The organism is Clostridium sp. YIM B02555, assembly GCF_022320955.1.
Classification (GTDB): domain Bacteria; phylum Bacillota; class Clostridia; order Clostridiales; family Clostridiaceae; genus Clostridium; species Clostridium saccharoperbutylacetonicum.
Genome location: NZ_JAKJJY010000006.1, coordinates 170,904 through 187,376 on the forward strand (window position 1 = coordinate 170,904; position 16,473 = coordinate 187,376).

The 16,473-nt window shown below is 28.2% G+C and carries 14 protein-coding genes; all 14 read left to right on the forward strand.

Annotated features, from left to right (window positions below; all coding sequences use genetic code 11):
* Positions 1 to 10 precede the first annotated feature (10 nt).
* Positions 11 to 562, forward strand: a complete 552-nt coding sequence (gene rfbC, locus L3B98_RS11190; RefSeq protein ID WP_238916663.1) for a dTDP-4-dehydrorhamnose 3,5-epimerase — start codon at positions 11 to 13, stop codon at positions 560 to 562.
* 28 nt (positions 563 to 590) lie between these two features.
* A complete protein-coding gene (rfbB, locus tag L3B98_RS11195) occupies positions 591 to 1,610 on the forward strand; it encodes a dTDP-glucose 4,6-dehydratase (RefSeq protein ID WP_238916664.1) in 1,020 nt (339 codons plus the stop codon).
* 146 nt (positions 1,611 to 1,756) lie between these two features.
* Positions 1,757 to 2,767, forward strand: a complete 1,011-nt coding sequence (locus L3B98_RS11200; protein WP_238916665.1) for a glycosyltransferase — start codon at positions 1,757 to 1,759, stop codon at positions 2,765 to 2,767.
* Positions 2,768 to 2,779: 12 nt separating this feature from the next.
* Entirely contained in the window at positions 2,780 to 3,628 is an 849-nt protein-coding gene (gene rfbD / locus L3B98_RS11205) for a dTDP-4-dehydrorhamnose reductase (protein ID WP_238916666.1), read from the forward strand.
* 69 nt (positions 3,629 to 3,697) lie between these two features.
* A complete protein-coding gene (locus tag L3B98_RS11210; protein ID WP_238916720.1) occupies positions 3,698 to 4,501 on the forward strand; it encodes an ABC transporter permease in 804 nt (267 codons plus the stop codon).
* Between the two features lie 11 nt (positions 4,502 to 4,512).
* A complete protein-coding gene (locus L3B98_RS11215; RefSeq protein WP_238916667.1) occupies positions 4,513 to 5,811 on the forward strand; it encodes an ABC transporter ATP-binding protein in 1,299 nt (432 codons plus the stop codon).
* Positions 5,812 to 5,841: 30 nt separating this feature from the next.
* Entirely contained in the window at positions 5,842 to 6,948 is a 1,107-nt protein-coding gene (locus tag L3B98_RS11220) for a methyltransferase domain-containing protein (RefSeq protein ID WP_238916668.1), read from the forward strand.
* Positions 6,949 to 6,950: 2 nt separating this feature from the next.
* Entirely contained in the window at positions 6,951 to 8,561 is a 1,611-nt protein-coding gene (locus tag L3B98_RS11225; protein WP_238916669.1) for a glycosyltransferase, read from the forward strand.
* Positions 8,558 to 10,765, forward strand: coding sequence for a glycosyltransferase (locus L3B98_RS11230; RefSeq protein ID WP_238916670.1), 2,208 nt, complete (start codon positions 8,558 to 8,560; stop codon positions 10,763 to 10,765). Before L3B98_RS11225 ends, L3B98_RS11230 begins: the two co-directional genes overlap by 4 nt.
* 15 nt (positions 10,766 to 10,780) lie before the next feature.
* Positions 10,781 to 11,707 carry an NAD-dependent epimerase/dehydratase family protein gene (locus L3B98_RS11235; RefSeq protein WP_238916671.1) on the forward strand — a complete coding sequence of 309 codons (927 nt, stop codon included), beginning with the start codon at positions 10,781 to 10,783 and terminating at the stop codon, positions 11,705 to 11,707.
* A 2-nt stretch (positions 11,708 to 11,709) separates the two neighbouring features.
* Complete coding sequence (locus tag L3B98_RS11240) at positions 11,710 to 12,633, forward strand: SDR family NAD(P)-dependent oxidoreductase (RefSeq protein ID WP_238916672.1); 924 nt, start codon at positions 11,710 to 11,712, stop codon at positions 12,631 to 12,633.
* A 27-nt stretch (positions 12,634 to 12,660) separates the two neighbouring features.
* Positions 12,661 to 13,977, forward strand: coding sequence for a class I SAM-dependent methyltransferase (locus L3B98_RS11245; RefSeq protein ID WP_238916673.1), 1,317 nt, complete (start codon positions 12,661 to 12,663; stop codon positions 13,975 to 13,977).
* A gap of 438 nt (positions 13,978 to 14,415) precedes the next feature.
* Complete coding sequence (locus L3B98_RS11250) at positions 14,416 to 15,411, forward strand: glycosyltransferase family 2 protein (RefSeq protein ID WP_238916674.1); 996 nt, start codon at positions 14,416 to 14,418, stop codon at positions 15,409 to 15,411.
* Positions 15,374 to 16,459, forward strand: a complete 1,086-nt coding sequence (locus tag L3B98_RS11255; protein ID WP_238916675.1) for a polysaccharide pyruvyl transferase family protein — start codon at positions 15,374 to 15,376, stop codon at positions 16,457 to 16,459. The genes L3B98_RS11250 and L3B98_RS11255 overlap by 38 nt, the downstream gene beginning before the upstream one ends.
* Positions 16,460 to 16,473: the final 14 nt, after the last annotated feature.

The window sequence follows — 16,473 nt, forward strand, 5'->3', positions numbered from 1 at the left end:
ATGTTTTATAATGAAATTAATCAAGACAAAACTAGAAGGTGTTTATATAGTTGAACCACAAGTTTTTGGAGATGAAAGAGGTTGGTTTATGGAAACTTATTCTAAAATTAAGACTCCAGAAATAGCTTGTGATTTCGTACAGGATAACCAATCTTATTCTAAAGGAAAAGGAATATTAAGGGGGATTCATTTTCAAAATGGTGAACATGCACAAGCAAAAGTAGTACGTTGTGTCAAAGGAGCTGTACTTGATGTAGCAGTTGATTTAAGAAAAGGATCACCAACTTATAAACATTGGTTAGCGGTTGAATTGTCAGCAGAAAATAAAAAGCAAATATTTATACCAAGAGGTTTTGGACATGGATTTTTGACTTTAACTGATGATGTAGAGTTTGTTTATAAAACAGACAATTATTATAATTGTGAAAGTGATAGAAGCATTAAATTTGATGATCCTGAAATAGGTGTTGAATGGGGAATAGAAGATCCAATTCTTTCAGAAAAAGATAAAAAGGCACCATTGTTAAGGGATAGTGATTGTACTTTTATATATAATAAGTAATTACTAATATAGAAATGAGGATTTAAAGATGAAAATTGTTGTAACTGGAGGAGCAGGATTTATAGGTGGGAACTTTGTTCATTATATGCTTAATAAATATGTAGACTATAAGATTATTTGTGTGGATGCATTAACTTATGCAGGAAATATGGAAACATTGAATTCAGTTAAAAATAATACAAATTTTAGTTTTTATAAATTAGATATAGCAGATAGAAATGCAGTTTATGAGATGTTTGAAAAAGAGAATCCAGATATTATAGTGAATTTTGCAGCAGAAAGTCATGTAGATAGGTCAATTGAAAATCCTGAAGTATTCTTAAAAACTAATGTTATGGGAACTCAGGTGCTTATGGATGCTTGTAGAAAGTATGGGATAAGGAGATACCATCAAGTATCAACAGATGAAGTTTATGGGGACTTGCCTTTAGATAGACCAGAGTTATTTTTTACAGAGGAAACCCCATTGCATACATCAAGTCCATATTCAGCAAGTAAAGCATCAGCAGATTTATTAGTTGGAGCATATTATAGAACTTATAATCTACCTATAACTATTTCAAGATGCTCAAATAATTATGGGCCATATCATTTCCCAGAAAAATTAATTCCGCTTATGATAGCTAATGCATTAAATGATAAGGAATTACCAGTGTATGGAACTGGCGAAAATGTACGTGACTGGCTTTATGTAGAGGACCATTGCAGAGCTATTGATTTAATTATACATAAGGGTAGAGTTGGAGAAGTTTATAATATTGGTGGACATAATGAAAAAACTAATTTAGAAGTTGTTAAAACTATTATACGAGAATTAGGGAAATCAGAGGAGCTTATAAAATACGTTGGTGATCGTAAAGGGCATGATATGCGTTATGCTATAGATCCTACAAAGATTCATAATGAATTAGGTTGGTTGCCTACAACAACCTTTGATGAAGGAATAAAAAAGACTATTAAGTGGTATTTAGATAATAAAGCTTGGTGGGAAAATATAATTAGCGGTGAATATCAAAATTATTATGAAAAGATGTACACCTATAAATAAAGCAGCTATGCTGCAATTAAGATCATTCACCTATAAATAAAGTGCGGAGCACAATAAAGATCATTTTTAGATAAATTAAGCGGGAACAACTATACATTGAAGTCAGCAGTTAAGTTTTAAGGTTATAAGCAGAGGAGAATCTACAGTTGAGTAATATAATTAATGAAGGTAAGAATTTAGAAAAAAATTATAGCAAAGACGATTCTCCATTAGTGTCCATATTAATGGCGGTATATAAACCTAATGAAAGGTGGTTTATAGAACAGTTGATTTCTTTGAATGAGCAAACTTATGAAAATATAGAATTATTAGTCTATGATGATTGCCCAAATGAACCTGTTGATGAGAAGATTTTTGAAAAGTATATTACTAATTTCTCATATACAATAACGAGGGGCATTGAAAATATGGGGTCTAATAAGGCTTTTGAAGAGCTTACTAAAATAGCAAATGGAGAATTATTTGCATATTGTGATCAAGATGATATTTGGGAAAAAGATAAAATAACATTAATGATAGAAAAGTTTTATGAAAAAGATGTAACACTTGTATGTAGTGATCTTTCGATAATTGATGAGAATGGAATGAAGATTGCTAATAGCATAACTGAAATAAGAAAAAGAATTGTATATAAATCAGGTTATAATTTAGCAAAGGAATTGTTAATAACTAATTTTGTAACTGGATGTGCAATGTTGGTTAAAAAAGAGATTGCAAAAAAAGCTATACCTTTTGAAGAAGCATTAATTCATGATCAATGGATTGCTATAATTGCTGCTTTAAATGGAAAAATAGAGTTTATAAATAAAAGTTTGGTTAGATATAGACAGCATAGTTTTAATCAAACTGGAATTTTAAAGGATGTATATGATAAACAATCGTATTACAATAAACGAATTAAGGATTTCTTATACAGATACAAATCTTTCAAAAAGAGAATAAATAATGATGAATTAAAAGAACAAATTAAAGAATCTTTAATTTGGTTAACTGCAAGGGAAAACTATTTTTTAAATCCTAATATTAAGGATTTTAAAATTATGATGAAATATAGAAAAATTCATAAAGTATCTATATTAATAGAGAGTGTTTTACCGATTATACCTGAAAATGCATTTAAGTTTATTATTAAATTAGCACAAAAAGGTATACTTTAAAAGGAGAATAGGATGATTTTAGTAACTGGAGTTAATGGACAACTAGGCTTCGATGTTATAAGAGAATTAAGCAGAAGAAAGATTGACTATTGTGGAATTGCAAGAAAAGATCTAGACATAACAAATAGAAGTGCCGTTTTAAAATATATTTCAGGATTAAATCCAGAGTGTGTAATACATTGTGCGGCATACACCGCAGTAGAAAAGGCAGAAGAAGAGCCAGATGTTTGTTATGAAGCAAATGTTAATGGAACAGAAAATATTGCAAGTGCTTGTAAAAGCATTGATGCAAAGATGATATATATATCTACAGAGTATGTATTCAATGGAAATGGTAGTGAGCCAGTAGAAATTGACCATGATATAAAGCCTCTTTCAGTTTATGGGAAGAGTAAATATGAAGGGGAATTACAAGTACAAAAGTATTTGAGCAAGTATTTTATAGTGAGAATTTCTTGGGTATTTGGAATTAATGGAAATAATTTTGTTAAAACAATGCTTAGACTTGGAAAAGATAGGAGTAGTTTGGATGTAGTGTCTGATCAGGTTGGAAGTCCAACGTATACTTTTGATTTAGCATCACTTTTATGTGATATGGCTGTATCAGAAAAATATGGTGTGTACCATGCAACTAATGAAGGATTCTGTTCTTGGGCTCAATTTGCAGAAATCATTATGGAAAAGGCTAACTTAGGTTGCAATATAAATCATATAACTTCAGCTGATTATAAAAGTAAAGTAATAAGGCCTTTAAATTCAAGAATGTCAAAAAAAAGTTTAATTGAAGCTGGATTTAAATTGTTGCCCAAATGGCAAGATGCTCTAGATAGATTTTTCATAGAAATGAAATTGGAGCCTTAATTTAAGTGTAGAATAAGGAAGCACATGTAACAAATATAATAAACTAAGGAGTATATTAAGTTGAAAAATATGTTAAAAGAAATTTATTTGTTAGTAAAAGATTTAATAAAAAGTCGAAATTTAATATTTGAGTTAGCTAAGAATGATTTTAAAGGTAGATATGCAGGGTCATTTTTAGGAGTAATGTGGGGATTTATAAATCCATTGATTACCATGGCAATATATTGGTTTGTATTTCAAGTTGGTTTTAGGACGCCGGAAATGGAGAAAGTTCCATATATATTGTGGATGATAGCTGGAACTATACCGTGGTACTTTTTTTCAGATGCAGTAAATTTTTCATCAACTTGTTTGATAGAGTATAGTTATTTGGTGAAAAAAGTTGTTTTTAGAGTAGATATATTACCGTTGGCAAAGATAATCTCAGCTTTGTTTATACATATATTTTTAGTTGTGTTTATTTTTGTTATGTTTTTTTTATATGGATATCATTTTGACATACATTACATTCAAATAGTATATTATATTATAGCTACTATATATTTATGTATTGGTATATCGTGGATTACATCAGCATTAGTTGTATTTTTAAAAGATTTTAGTCAAGTGATTCAAATTTTATTACAATTTGGATTCTGGTTGACGCCAATATTTTGGTCATATAAGATGATTCCAGATAACTTATTAGTGTTTTTTAAGTTAAATCCTATGTATTATATAATTTCTGGATTTAGAGACACATTTATTGAGCATGTATGGTTTTGGGAAAGATATAATCAAACTGCATATTTTTGGATTGTATCAAGTCTAATATTCTTAGGTGGAGTCTTATTTTTTAGAAGACTTAAACCACATTTTGCAGATTTGCTATAAGGAGTACAGAGATGAATATAATTGAAGTAAATAATCTGAGTAAAATATATAAGTTATATAATAATGTTAATGATAGACTTAAAGAAGCAATAAATCCTTTTAGTAAAAAACAGCATAAAGAGTTTTATGCTCTAGATAATATTTCATTTACAATGAAAAAGGGTGAAAATGTAGGTATTATTGGTAAAAATGGATCGGGAAAATCTACATTACTTAAAGTGATTTCAGGTATTTTAACTCCATCAAAGGGAGATATTCAAGTTAGAGGAAAAGTAGCAGCATTATTAGAACTTGGTGCAGGTTTTAATCCTGAATATACAGGGCTAAAGAATATATTTTTAAATGGAATGTTAATGGGATATACAAATGAGGAAATGCAAGAAAAATTAGATGATATAATCTCATTTGCAGATATAGGAACATTTATAGAACAACCGGTAAAGATGTATTCAAGTGGAATGTATGCTCGATTAGCTTTTGCGGTAGCAATAAATGTTCAACCTGATATTTTAATTGTAGATGAAGCTTTATCTGTTGGAGATATGGCTTTTCAACATAAGTGTATGAATAGAATGAAAAAAATGATAGAATCTGGAACTACTATACTATTTGTAAGTCATGATCCAGCTGCAGTAAAAAGTTTATGTAATAGATGTATATATCTTAAAAATGGGGTAATACAAGCAGACGGAGAAGCAAGAGAAGTAACGGATATGTATTTGAGGGACTTAAGAACAAAGGTTTATGATATAAAAACTGAAATTCAAAATACAGGAGACGAAGATTTAGAAAACAATATTGAAGATGATTTTATTATAGATGAAACTCTAGATGAAAAAGTTAAAGATATTAGATATGGCAGTGGTGGTGCTAGAGTTAGATACTTTGGAATGTTTAATGAAAAGGGTGAGCCAGCTACCCAATTTGAATTTAATGAACTTATGACGTTTAAAATAAATGTTGAATTATTTAAAGATGTAGAACATTTAAATTGCTCATTATTAATAAGAGATAAAAATGGCGTAGATATTACAGGCACTACATCGTTTGAAGAAGGGATTAAATTTCCTAAATTAGAAAAAGGAGATAAGGTAACAATAGCATTTAAAGCTCCTAATTTATTAAAACATGATATGACATTTAGCGTTGGATTATCTATTAATGATACAATATCTTTAGAAGAACATGAGGTATTAGATGTGATCGATTTGGCTTATAGCTTTAAGAGTGTTTACAATAATAAGAGGCCTGTATGGTATTCGTACTATCAAGCGTTTGATATTAGTTATGATATTTTAAAGTTGAAATAAAAAAAATTAATTATTAAAGGAGTTGTATTTATGGGTACATCTAATTGGCAAAACATATCATTATGCGTAGACCTTATAAAAACAATTAAGCCTAAATCTGTATTAGATATAGGGGTTGGATTTGGAAGATGGGGAATTCTATGCAGAGAGTTTTTAGACGTTTGGGAAGGACGTATATTTAGAGAAGCTTGGAAAACAAAGATAGATGGAATAGAAATTTTTGAAAAGAGCATAGATAATTATCATAGAGATTTTTATAATAATATATATATTGGAGATGCATATGAAATTGTAAATGATAATTTTAATAAATATGATTTGATAATTATGGGGGATGTTTTAGAGCATTTTGATAAGGAACAAGGCAAAGAATTATTAAATAGATGTATACAGTATGGAAGTAATGTAATGTTAAATGTACCATTGGGAGAACACTGGGAGCAAGATGCGCTCTATGATAATGAATACGAATGTCATAGGAGTATTTGGACCGAAGAAGACTTGGATAAGTTACCATATGTAAGAAAGAAAATTTTAAAAGACTATATTAATAGGGAATTTGCTACGTATGTATTTACTAAACAAAATGTTTTTGAAAACAATCTAAAAAACGTCAATATTATTAAGAAAGAAAAGAATATTATGGAGATTGAAAGTGAATTATTAGTAAAAAATAATAAAATCCAGAATAAAATTTTTAGTAGTATAGAAAATGAGTATAAAGAATGTATAAAAGCTGAAGAATTAAATATCAAAAATTCTAAAGATAAAATAAGATTAACTATCGAAGTAATAGAAGAGAAAAATGAAGGATCAAAAGCTAATGAATGTTGGATATATTCAATATTTAGTGATGAAGTTAAAGTAAAAGATTTAGGGGAAATTGAGCAAAGTGGAGCATGGGAGTTGAGATCAGATGTTGAAGCTTTGACAGGAGAATTATTAGTAACATCAAGTATTAACGCTAGTATTAGTTTCGATATAATTGGTAAAAAGTTATTTTTAAAATGTTTAAAACATCCATGGAGTGGAATTATAATAGTGAAAAAGGATAACATAGTGTTAGATAAGATAGATCTTTACAATGAAGAAAGCAAAATTGAAAATATTATTATAGAAATTGAAGGAAATGATTAAGAGTGAATATATGCATAGTTTCAAGAGAATTATATCCATTCCAGAAATCTGGAATAGGTGTGTATGTTTATAGTTTAATAAAAAATTTATGTAAAACTAATAACGTATATTTAATTACGGAAATGCGAGAAGAAGATATAGATTTTGTTTTTGAAAGCAATAATGTCAGAGTTTTTATGGCGAATTGTAATGAGTATATAGAAATGAATTTATTTAATAATTTTAATTCGGCTTACTCATATGCAGTATATAATAAAATAATTGAAATTAACGATACTGAAGTAATTGATATAATTGAATTTGCAGATTATTTTGGAGAAGGATTTTTTACAATATTAAATAAAAAAATTTTTCGAAGTTTAAATGAGGTGCCTATAGTTCTAAAATTACATACACCTTCGCTGGAGTGTAGTATTTTTAATGATGATAAAAATATTGATTATGATGTAACTAGTCAAGAGGATTTCTGTATAGAAAATTCAGATTATGTTTATGCAATAAGCCATGCTATGAAAGATATAGTTGGTAAAAGATTGGATATTAAAGATGTAGAAGTAGTGTATAATTTTACAGGGGTTAATGAAGTAGAAAAGGTTAATGAAGTTTTAAAAAATGAAAGAAAAACAATATTGTATGTTGGTAGAATAGAGAAAAGAAAAGGAGTAGACTTATTAATAAATTCTGCAATAGAAATACTAAAAAAATATCAAGATGTGGAGTTTATATTGATAGGCAAGGATACATCATACTCTGATTCTAATTCATCAATGGTTGAACATTTAAAAGGATTTATTCCAGATGAGATTAAAGAGAGAGTTAAATTTATTAAACCAATGGATAGGGAAAAGCTTCAGAAATATTATGCTAGTGCATATGTTTCAGTATTTCCATCTATATGGGAAGGATTTGGGAATGTATGTATAGAAGCTATGTCATGTGGAAGTCCGGTAATTGTTAGTGATTCGGGTGGTATGATGGAGATAATAAATAATGGGGAGTTTGGGCTATCTTTTGAAAGTGGAAATATAATAGATTTATCTAGAAAATTAGAATTAATTATTAAAAATTTAAATAAAAGAGAGAAGCTTAAAGAGAAATCTTTAGAAAGAGCTAAATTCTTTTCAGACAGCAAAATATATAATGATCAAATGAAATTTTATAATAAAGTTATAATAGATTATAAACGTGAAAATGTTAATAGCAAATTAGAAGAGGGATCCACCAACTTTATATTTAAAAATTGGTTAAATGGCATAAAATATCAACAGCAGTATTATGATGAGATTAAGCGGGTAACAAAAGAATGGAATAGAGAAGTTGAATTATGTAAAACTTTGAAAATAGAATTAAACAGAGTCCTTTTAGAATGGGAAAAAGAAGTAAAAAATAATCGATTATTAAGAAGTGAATTGATTGATAAAGACACTGAAATATCAAAGAAAAGTGAAGAATTACAATTTGAAATTAAAGAAAATGAAGAACTAATTAAAAAAAATGAAGAACTAATTAAGAAAAATGAAGAACTAATTAAAGAAAATCAGTTCTTAAAAGAATGTATAAATAATAAAAAATGGCTATTGAAAAAGTTAGTGAGTAAAGGGGATAAGCAATGAAAATTTGGTATTTAACAAGTGAATTTCCACCTGATTTTGGTGGAGGAATAACTATGTACATAGAAAACGCTGCTAATATGTTCAGCGAAGCAGGACACGAAGTTACTGTTTTAGTAAGAGATAGCAATGGTAGCAGTATAAAACAAACTAAAGATAACTTAAGAGTGGTTAGATTTCTTCACATGGAAGGAGAATATTATAGCTATTTAGGATATTGGGCTGCTTTATCGTATCAATATGCAGAGGAAGTTCTAAAACTTATTGATAAAGATGGAAGTTCTCCAGATATAATTGAAGTTCAAGATTATAATGCCTTAGGCTATTATTTAATGCAAAAAAAATACGAAAAAGATGAAAGATTAAAAAATGTAAAAATTGTTGTTCATTTACATACACCAACCTTTGAATTATCAAGAATTAATCAATTAGCAAGATATAAATTCCCGATATACTGGTTAGGACAAATGGAAAAATTCTGTATTAAAGCAGCAGATGCCATAGTAACTCAAAGCGAATTTTTGAAAAGCCATATACAACCTTTTGCAGTAGAGCAAGATATTAAAGTTATACCATTGCCATATAAATTTAATAATATCTATGCAAAACCGAAAGCAATTGAAAATGAAGATAATAATCTGTTATATATGGGAAGATTAGAATATAGAAAAGGTATTTTACAATTATTAAAAGCAGCAGATAATTTATGGAATGAAGGTTTGGATTTCAAGTTAACACTGCTTGGAGGAGATACGTTTTTTAGTCCTAAACAAAAAATGATGGGAGATATAATTAGGGAAAAATATAAAAAGAGGATAGAAGAAAATAAGATAATTTTTAAAGAACCAGTTCCACCAGCTCAATTAAATGCAGAAATATCAAAATTTAAAAGTGTCATAATACCATCATTATATGAAAATTACCCGTATAATTGTTTAATATCTATGAGCCAAGCAAAACCGGTTATAGTATCAAAAAGTGGTGGACAATCTGAAATGGTGGGAGAGTCAGATAAAAACGGATTTATATTTGATTGGGATATTGAAGGTAGCTGTGAAGATACTATAAGAAAAGTTCTAAAAATGGAAAATGAAGAATTGCAACAAATTGGATTGAATGGGTATGATAGAATCAAAAAACTTTGCGATATAAGTGAAAATATAAAAATAAGAACAGAATTTTTTGATAATATACTAAATAGTAAGAAAGAAAATGAGAGAATGTATCCAGTTAGTGATTCTATACCACCAAGGGTAGATGAAAAAATAAATGAAAGCGGGCAAAAGGGTCTGTTGTCTATTATTATACCATATTACAATCTTGGCGAATATTTACCAGAAACATTAGAAAATGCTCTATCAATAGATTATGATAACTACGAGATTATAATTGTAAATGATGGAACAAATGATGAAAATAGCATTAAAGTATTAGATGAGATAAGAGTGAGGTCTAATCCTAAAATTAGAATTGTAGATATACAAAATGGAGGTCTAGCAAATGCTAGAAATGTAGGAGCTAAAGAAGCTAAAGGTGAATTTATTGCCTTTTTAGATGCTGATGATCTTATATCTTCAGATTTTTATGGAAAAGCTATAAAAATGCTTAATTCATATGATAATATATCATTTGTTTATAGCTGGGTAAGATATTTTGGTGGTACAAGAGGTGTATGGCCAACGTTCAATACGGAATTTCCATATTTCTTAGGAATGAATATGCTAACAGCCTTTGTTGTAGTAAGAAAAGTTGACTTTATTAAGTATGGATCAAATCGTAAAGAAATGGAATACGGCATGGAAGATTATGAAGGCTGGGTTTCTATGTGCGAGAATGGATGCAGTGGAGTAAGTATTCCTGAAACACTAGTTCAGTATAGGGTAAGAGCAGAATCAATGTCAAGGCAGTTTAACAGAGACATGGTTATTTATTTACTTGATAAATTATCTTCTAGTCATCCTAAATTGTTTGAAAAGCATGGGCTTGAAATATATAATTTAATAATTGCAAATGGACCTGGATATTTGTGGAATAATCCTACTTTTGAGTATCCAATTGTAGGACATTTGGTATCAGAAAATGTTAGTGAAGATAATGTGGAGAATAACAAGCAAAAATATGAATTACTTAGAATTGTAGAGTCAAAGATGGGATCTAAATTAATTAAAATGATGTTTAAACTTAAATTAAATAGATTAATAAAGTAAGAAAGAGAGAAATATATGAATTGTCTGGTTTTAGGTGGAACAGGTTTTATAGGAACTAATTTATGTCAGAGGCTTATTAAAGAGGGGCATAAAATTAAAGTTTTTGCCAGAAATAATTTCGATAATAGCATAATTAATTTTAAAAATATTGAATTTATTCAAAGTGAATTTAATGAATATGTAGACTTTGAAAAATGTCTAGATAGTATAGATATGGTATTTCACTTAATTAGTACAACAGTACCTAGTACATCAAATGAAGATAGAGTATTTGACTTGTATTCAAATGTAATTCCAACTTTAAAATTATTAGATGCTTGTGTGAAAAAAAATATAAAAAAAATAGTTTTTCTTTCTTCTGGAGGAACTGTATATGGTATCCCTAAGGAAATACCTATAAATGAAGAACATCCAACTAACCCTATTTGTTCATATGCAATTCAGAAACTGACTATTGAAAAGTATTTACATTTTTACTTTTGTCAATTTGGATTAGATTACTCAATTATAAGATTATCTAATCCTTATGGAATTGGTCAAGTTGGAAATAGGGGACAAGGCGTTGTACCTATTTTCATGAATCACATAATGAAAAATGAACCAATTACAATATGGGGAGATGGATCTGTAACTAGAGATTATATATATATAGATGATGTTAGTGATGCCATAACAAGAATAATGAATTATTCAGGCGAAACTAGATTATTTAATATAGGAAGTGGCTATGGACTAACATTGATAGATGTTGCTAATAAGATAGCGGAAGTTATTGGAAGATCATGTGAAATAAAATTTCTTGAAGCAAGGAAAATTGATGTTAATACTAATGTATTAAACATAGATAAAGCAATGAAAGAACTTGAATGGAAACCTTTGATAACATTTGATGAGGGGATAAGTAAATTCTATGATTATATAAAAGTTAATGAGGAGATATAGAGATGAGGATTTTAGTAACTGGAGGAGCTGGATTTATAGGCTCAAATATTGTGGATAAATTAATAGAATTAGGATATGAGGTTGCAGTAATTGATAATATCTCAACGGGAAAACTTGAAAAGTTAAATTCTAAAGCGAAGTTCTATAAATTAGATATAACAGATGCAGATTCGATGGTTGAAGCATTTGTGGATTTTAGACCTGAGGTATGTATACATCATGCAGCTCAAGTTGATGTTCAAAAGTCAATTAAAGAGCCTATGTTTGATTTAAATGTAAATATTGCTGGAACTTTGAATATTTTAGAAGCTTGTATTAAGAGTGATGTAAGAAAAATTATATATGCATCATCAGCTGCAGCATATGGAGAGCCGGAATATCTACCAATTGATGAATTGCATAAGACTAAGCCAATATCATTATATGGAATCTCAAAACATACTCCTGAACACCATATAGAAGTTTATGGGAAGTTGCATGGCTTAAATTATACAATTCTTAGATATTCTAATGCTTATGGAATAAGACAAGAATATGAAGGTGAAGGTGGAGTAATAGCAATATTTTTAAATAAGATAATTCAAAATGAAACACCTATAATATATGGAGATGGAAAACAAACAAGAGATTTCATTTACGTAAAAGATATAGTAGAAGCTAATATTGCAGCTATAAATAAAGGTGACAATGAGATTATCAATATAAGTAATAATAATAATATTAGTATAAATGAACTTGTTGATGTTCTAGCTAAAATATGTGATAAAGAAATACATCCGTCTTATAAAGACGCAAGAGGCGGAGATATTATACATAGTTATATGGATAATAAAAAAGCTGACAATTTACTGGGATGGAAACCTAAGTACAGCTTAGAAGAAGGATTAAAAGAAACTTTGGATTACTATGTTAGTATTGCAAGATAAGTTTATGATTGATATTGGAGGGGAAATATGAGTTCTAAGATTACAAATGAATCATATGATAACGAAGAAAGTTATTTTGAAGGAATGAGCAATTGGTATAATAATGGAATTACAGATGTGAGAATAAAGAACATATTAAGTCCTATTGAACATTATTTGACAGATAATATTAAGGTTTTAGATGTAGGTACGGGTGTAGGAACTTTTGCTATAGAAGTTAGTAAAAGAATAAATGGGGATGTAATAGCAGTTGATTTTTCTGAAACAGCTTTAAAATTTGCTCGAAATAATGCGAAAAAGGCAGGTATAGTAAATGAGCCTAAATTTATAAAAGTTAAAACTGTTGAGGATTTAAGTGTGTTTGGAGATAATGAATTTGATGTTGTTATTGCAGCTGACATTATAGAACATATATATAAACCAGTTGATTTTTTGAATGAAATATATAGAGTATTAAAGCCAAATGGTAAGGCTGTTTTTGAAACGCCTAATATAAATTTTAGAACAAATTTAAAGATTAATTACTTAGATTCAAAATATAAAACAAGTAAGCCAATCTTTAAAACAGAAGAAGGCAGCGAAGAAGGCAATAATGAACTGCATCCATTCCATATAAATATGTATACTATAGATAAATTGATAGATGAATTAACATTGTCGAAGTTAAGTATAACATATATAGATACAAATGGTTGGTGGCTAGAAAATAGAGGCATCGATAGGTTTATAACTAAATTATTAAGCCAAAACGTATTTGAAGGTAAATTTTTAGAAGAAAAAAATACAGATATAATTTGTGTTGCAACTAAAGATATTAGTAAAGAAGGAAAAGATAATAATACATATAAGGCTGATATTAGAAATGAAGAATTTTATTCTGCAATGGTTAATGAGACAGATTTATTGATTGCAGATGTTATTAATCATAGAAATAAAGTTTTAGAAGAAGAATTTAGATTTGTAAATATGAAAGAAAATCATAAAACTCATAAAATAAAAATATCTGTATTAGATAAAAATCCACTATCTCAAGGAAATGAATTTTGGCTATATAATATCTATTCAGATATTATAGGGTGTAGAAATTTTCTTAATATAAATAGAAATGGAAGTTGGGATATTATACCAAATGCTGTTTCTAAATCATGTGATTCTTTATTTTCAAATCAAGTAGGGGATTGTATAGAATTTGAAATGATAGGTAATGAATTATATTTAGATGTTCTTAATCATAATTGGTCTGGTAAGATTTCAATAAGTATAGATGGTGATAAAGTTGAAACTTATGATTTATATAGTGAAGAGTATTTAAATAGGCTATTAAAAGTAGAAATGCTAAGTTAGGGATTAAATAAAATGATTTTAAATTTAAGTAGTTTTATAGCTATAGAAATATCGAATTAATTAAACTAATTATAAAAGGCACAGAGAAAAATCCAGCCTCTGAAATATTTGATTATATAAGAAAGGCTTCGGGTAAATTTATAAAATTGCAGCTAATGTCCGAAGCTGTGTCTTGAAGTAAGGAAATAGTTAATTGGAATAAAATGTAAAAACCTTAGAAGTAATAAGCTTCTGAGGTTTTTTTAACTTAAAATAAGGATGATTTTTTAAAGAGTTTTAATGGATTAATAATACATTGTAACATAATTGTGACAATATAATACTAAGATAGATGATATATATGAAATTTGGATTTATTCACATAAATTTCACATAAGCATATTACAATGAAAAATGGATGATTGACAATTAATGTAAAAAGTAGGTAGGTGAAAAGAAATGAAAACCATATCTGTTATTGTACCCTGTTATAATGAGGAAAAAACAATAAAAATTTTTTATGACACATTAAATTTCATCCTAGGATCTACACTAGATTATAATTTTGAAATTATTTTTGTAAATGATGGCAGTAAAGATAAGACAATAGATGAAATCAAAAAGTTAAAAGAAGCTGATGATAGGATTGGAATTATAGATTTTAGTAGAAATTTTGGTAAAGAGGCTGCACTGCTAGCAGGACTTGAAGTTTCTAAAGGTGAGGGAGTAATTGTAATGGATGCTGATTTGCAAGATCCGCCACAGCTAATACCAGAATTAATTGCAAATTGGGAAAATGGACATGATGTAGTTTATACAAGACGAAAGAATAGAGAAGGAGAACCTATCATAAGAAGTTTTTTAGCTAAAATGTTTTATAAAGTAATTAATAAAGTAAGTTCTGTTGAAATAGTCGATGGTGCAAGGGATTACAGGATAATGAGTAGACAAATTGTTGATGATTTACTATGCATGAAAGAAAAAAACAGATTTTCTAAAGGTTTGTTTATGTGGGTAGGGTATAATTCTAAGCTAATTGAATTTGAACATATGGAAAGAGCAGCAGGCGAAACGAAATGGAGTTTTATTAAGTTATTTGCATATGCAATAGATGGAATTGTATCCTTTTCAAATTTTCCACTAAGAATTGCAAGTTTTATGGGAACCTTAATATCTTTATTGGCATTTATATTTCTATTTTATATATTAGTTAAAACTATGATTTTTAAAAATCCAGTTAATGGATGGGCTTCTATGACATCTATAATTTTATTTTTAGGTGGAATACAATTGTTGGTTATTGGAATCATAGGTGAATATCTAGGAAGAATATTCAATGAAGTAAAGAACAGACCGGCTTACTTTGTAAAAAACTATTATGAAAGTGGATCGAATTCTAAGAGAAAGGTAATAAAAAATGAAGACTGGCATAATAACATTTCACTTTGTAAATAATTTTGGAGGAGCACTGCAAGCATATGCTTTATCTGAAATTGTTTCTGATTTAAATAAAGAAAAAGCTATGATGATAGATTACAGAAATTCGTTTATAAGATTTACTGATTTTGTAAGGATATTTCCGATTTCAACTAATGTTAGAGAAGTTATAGCTGGTATGCTAACATTTAGACAGAGAATTGGAAGAGTAAAGAAATTTACAAAGTTTGGTGAAGATTTTTTTACAAGTTCAACATTATATACTTCAAAAAAGAAGTTAGAAAAATATCCTCCTACATGTGATAAGTTTATATGCGGAAGTGATCAAATTTGGAACCCAGTCATAACTTTAGGTGTATGTTCTCCATATTATTTAGACTTTATTAAGGATTCGAATAAGAAAATATCATATGCTGCAAGTTTTGGAATCACAAAAATAAATAAAAAGCATTGGGAAATTGTAGCTAAATATCTTAAACAGTTTAGGGCGATTTCTGTTCGTGAAAAAGAAGGCGTGAATATAATTAAAGAGATTATTGGAAAAGATGCTGAATGTTTAATGGATCCAACATTTTTATTATCAAAAGAGCAATGGCTTAAGATAGCAGAATACCCAGTAAGTAAAGAGCCTTATATTCTTGTATATATGATGCAGAAGAACGAAAAAATATATGAATATGCAAGAAAAATTAAAGAAATTTTAAATATAAAGGTTATTGCTATAAGTAGATATGGACTTAAAGAAGATTTTATTGATGAAATTTATATAGATATTGGACCAAGGGAATTTGTAGGATTGTTTAAAAATGCCTCATATATATGTACTAATTCTTTTCATGGATTAGCATTTTCATTAATATTTGAAAAAAAGTTTTTCTTGCTTCCAAGTACAAGATTTAATTCTAGAATTGACAATTTATTAGAATTGCTTAAATTAGAACTTACAAAAGATATTACTAAGGATACTATAGAAAATGAAACTTATAATAAGGAAGAAGTAAGGAAAATAATAAGCAAGGAAAGAGAAAAAGCTATTTCTTTTCTAAAAGAAAATTTGGAAGTATAGAAAATAAGAAGTAA

What these genes read in the sequence shown, in the direction of transcription:
- rfbC (WP_238916663.1), top strand. Translation starts at nt 11, where the DNA reads ATGAAATTAATCAAGACAAAACTAGAAGGTGTTTATATAGTTGAACCA.
- rfbB (WP_238916664.1), top strand. Translation starts at nt 591, where the DNA reads ATGAAAATTGTTGTAACTGGAGGAGCAGGATTTATAGGTGGGAACTTT.
- rfbD (WP_238916666.1), top strand. Translation starts at nt 2,780, where the DNA reads ATGATTTTAGTAACTGGAGTTAATGGACAACTAGGCTTCGATGTTATA.
- L3B98_RS11210 (WP_238916720.1), top strand. Translation starts at nt 3,698, where the DNA reads ATGTTAAAAGAAATTTATTTGTTAGTAAAAGATTTAATAAAAAGTCGA.
- L3B98_RS11215 (WP_238916667.1), top strand. Translation starts at nt 4,513, where the DNA reads ATGAATATAATTGAAGTAAATAATCTGAGTAAAATATATAAGTTATAT.
- L3B98_RS11220 (WP_238916668.1), top strand. Translation starts at nt 5,842, where the DNA reads ATGGGTACATCTAATTGGCAAAACATATCATTATGCGTAGACCTTATA.
- L3B98_RS11230 (WP_238916670.1), top strand. Translation starts at nt 8,558, where the DNA reads ATGAAAATTTGGTATTTAACAAGTGAATTTCCACCTGATTTTGGTGGA.
- L3B98_RS11235 (WP_238916671.1), top strand. Translation starts at nt 10,781, where the DNA reads ATGAATTGTCTGGTTTTAGGTGGAACAGGTTTTATAGGAACTAATTTA.
- L3B98_RS11240 (WP_238916672.1), top strand. Translation starts at nt 11,710, where the DNA reads ATGAGGATTTTAGTAACTGGAGGAGCTGGATTTATAGGCTCAAATATT.
- L3B98_RS11245 (WP_238916673.1), top strand. Translation starts at nt 12,661, where the DNA reads ATGAGTTCTAAGATTACAAATGAATCATATGATAACGAAGAAAGTTAT.
- L3B98_RS11250 (WP_238916674.1), top strand. Translation starts at nt 14,416, where the DNA reads ATGAAAACCATATCTGTTATTGTACCCTGTTATAATGAGGAAAAAACA.
- L3B98_RS11255 (WP_238916675.1), top strand. Translation starts at nt 15,374, where the DNA reads ATGAAGACTGGCATAATAACATTTCACTTTGTAAATAATTTTGGAGGA.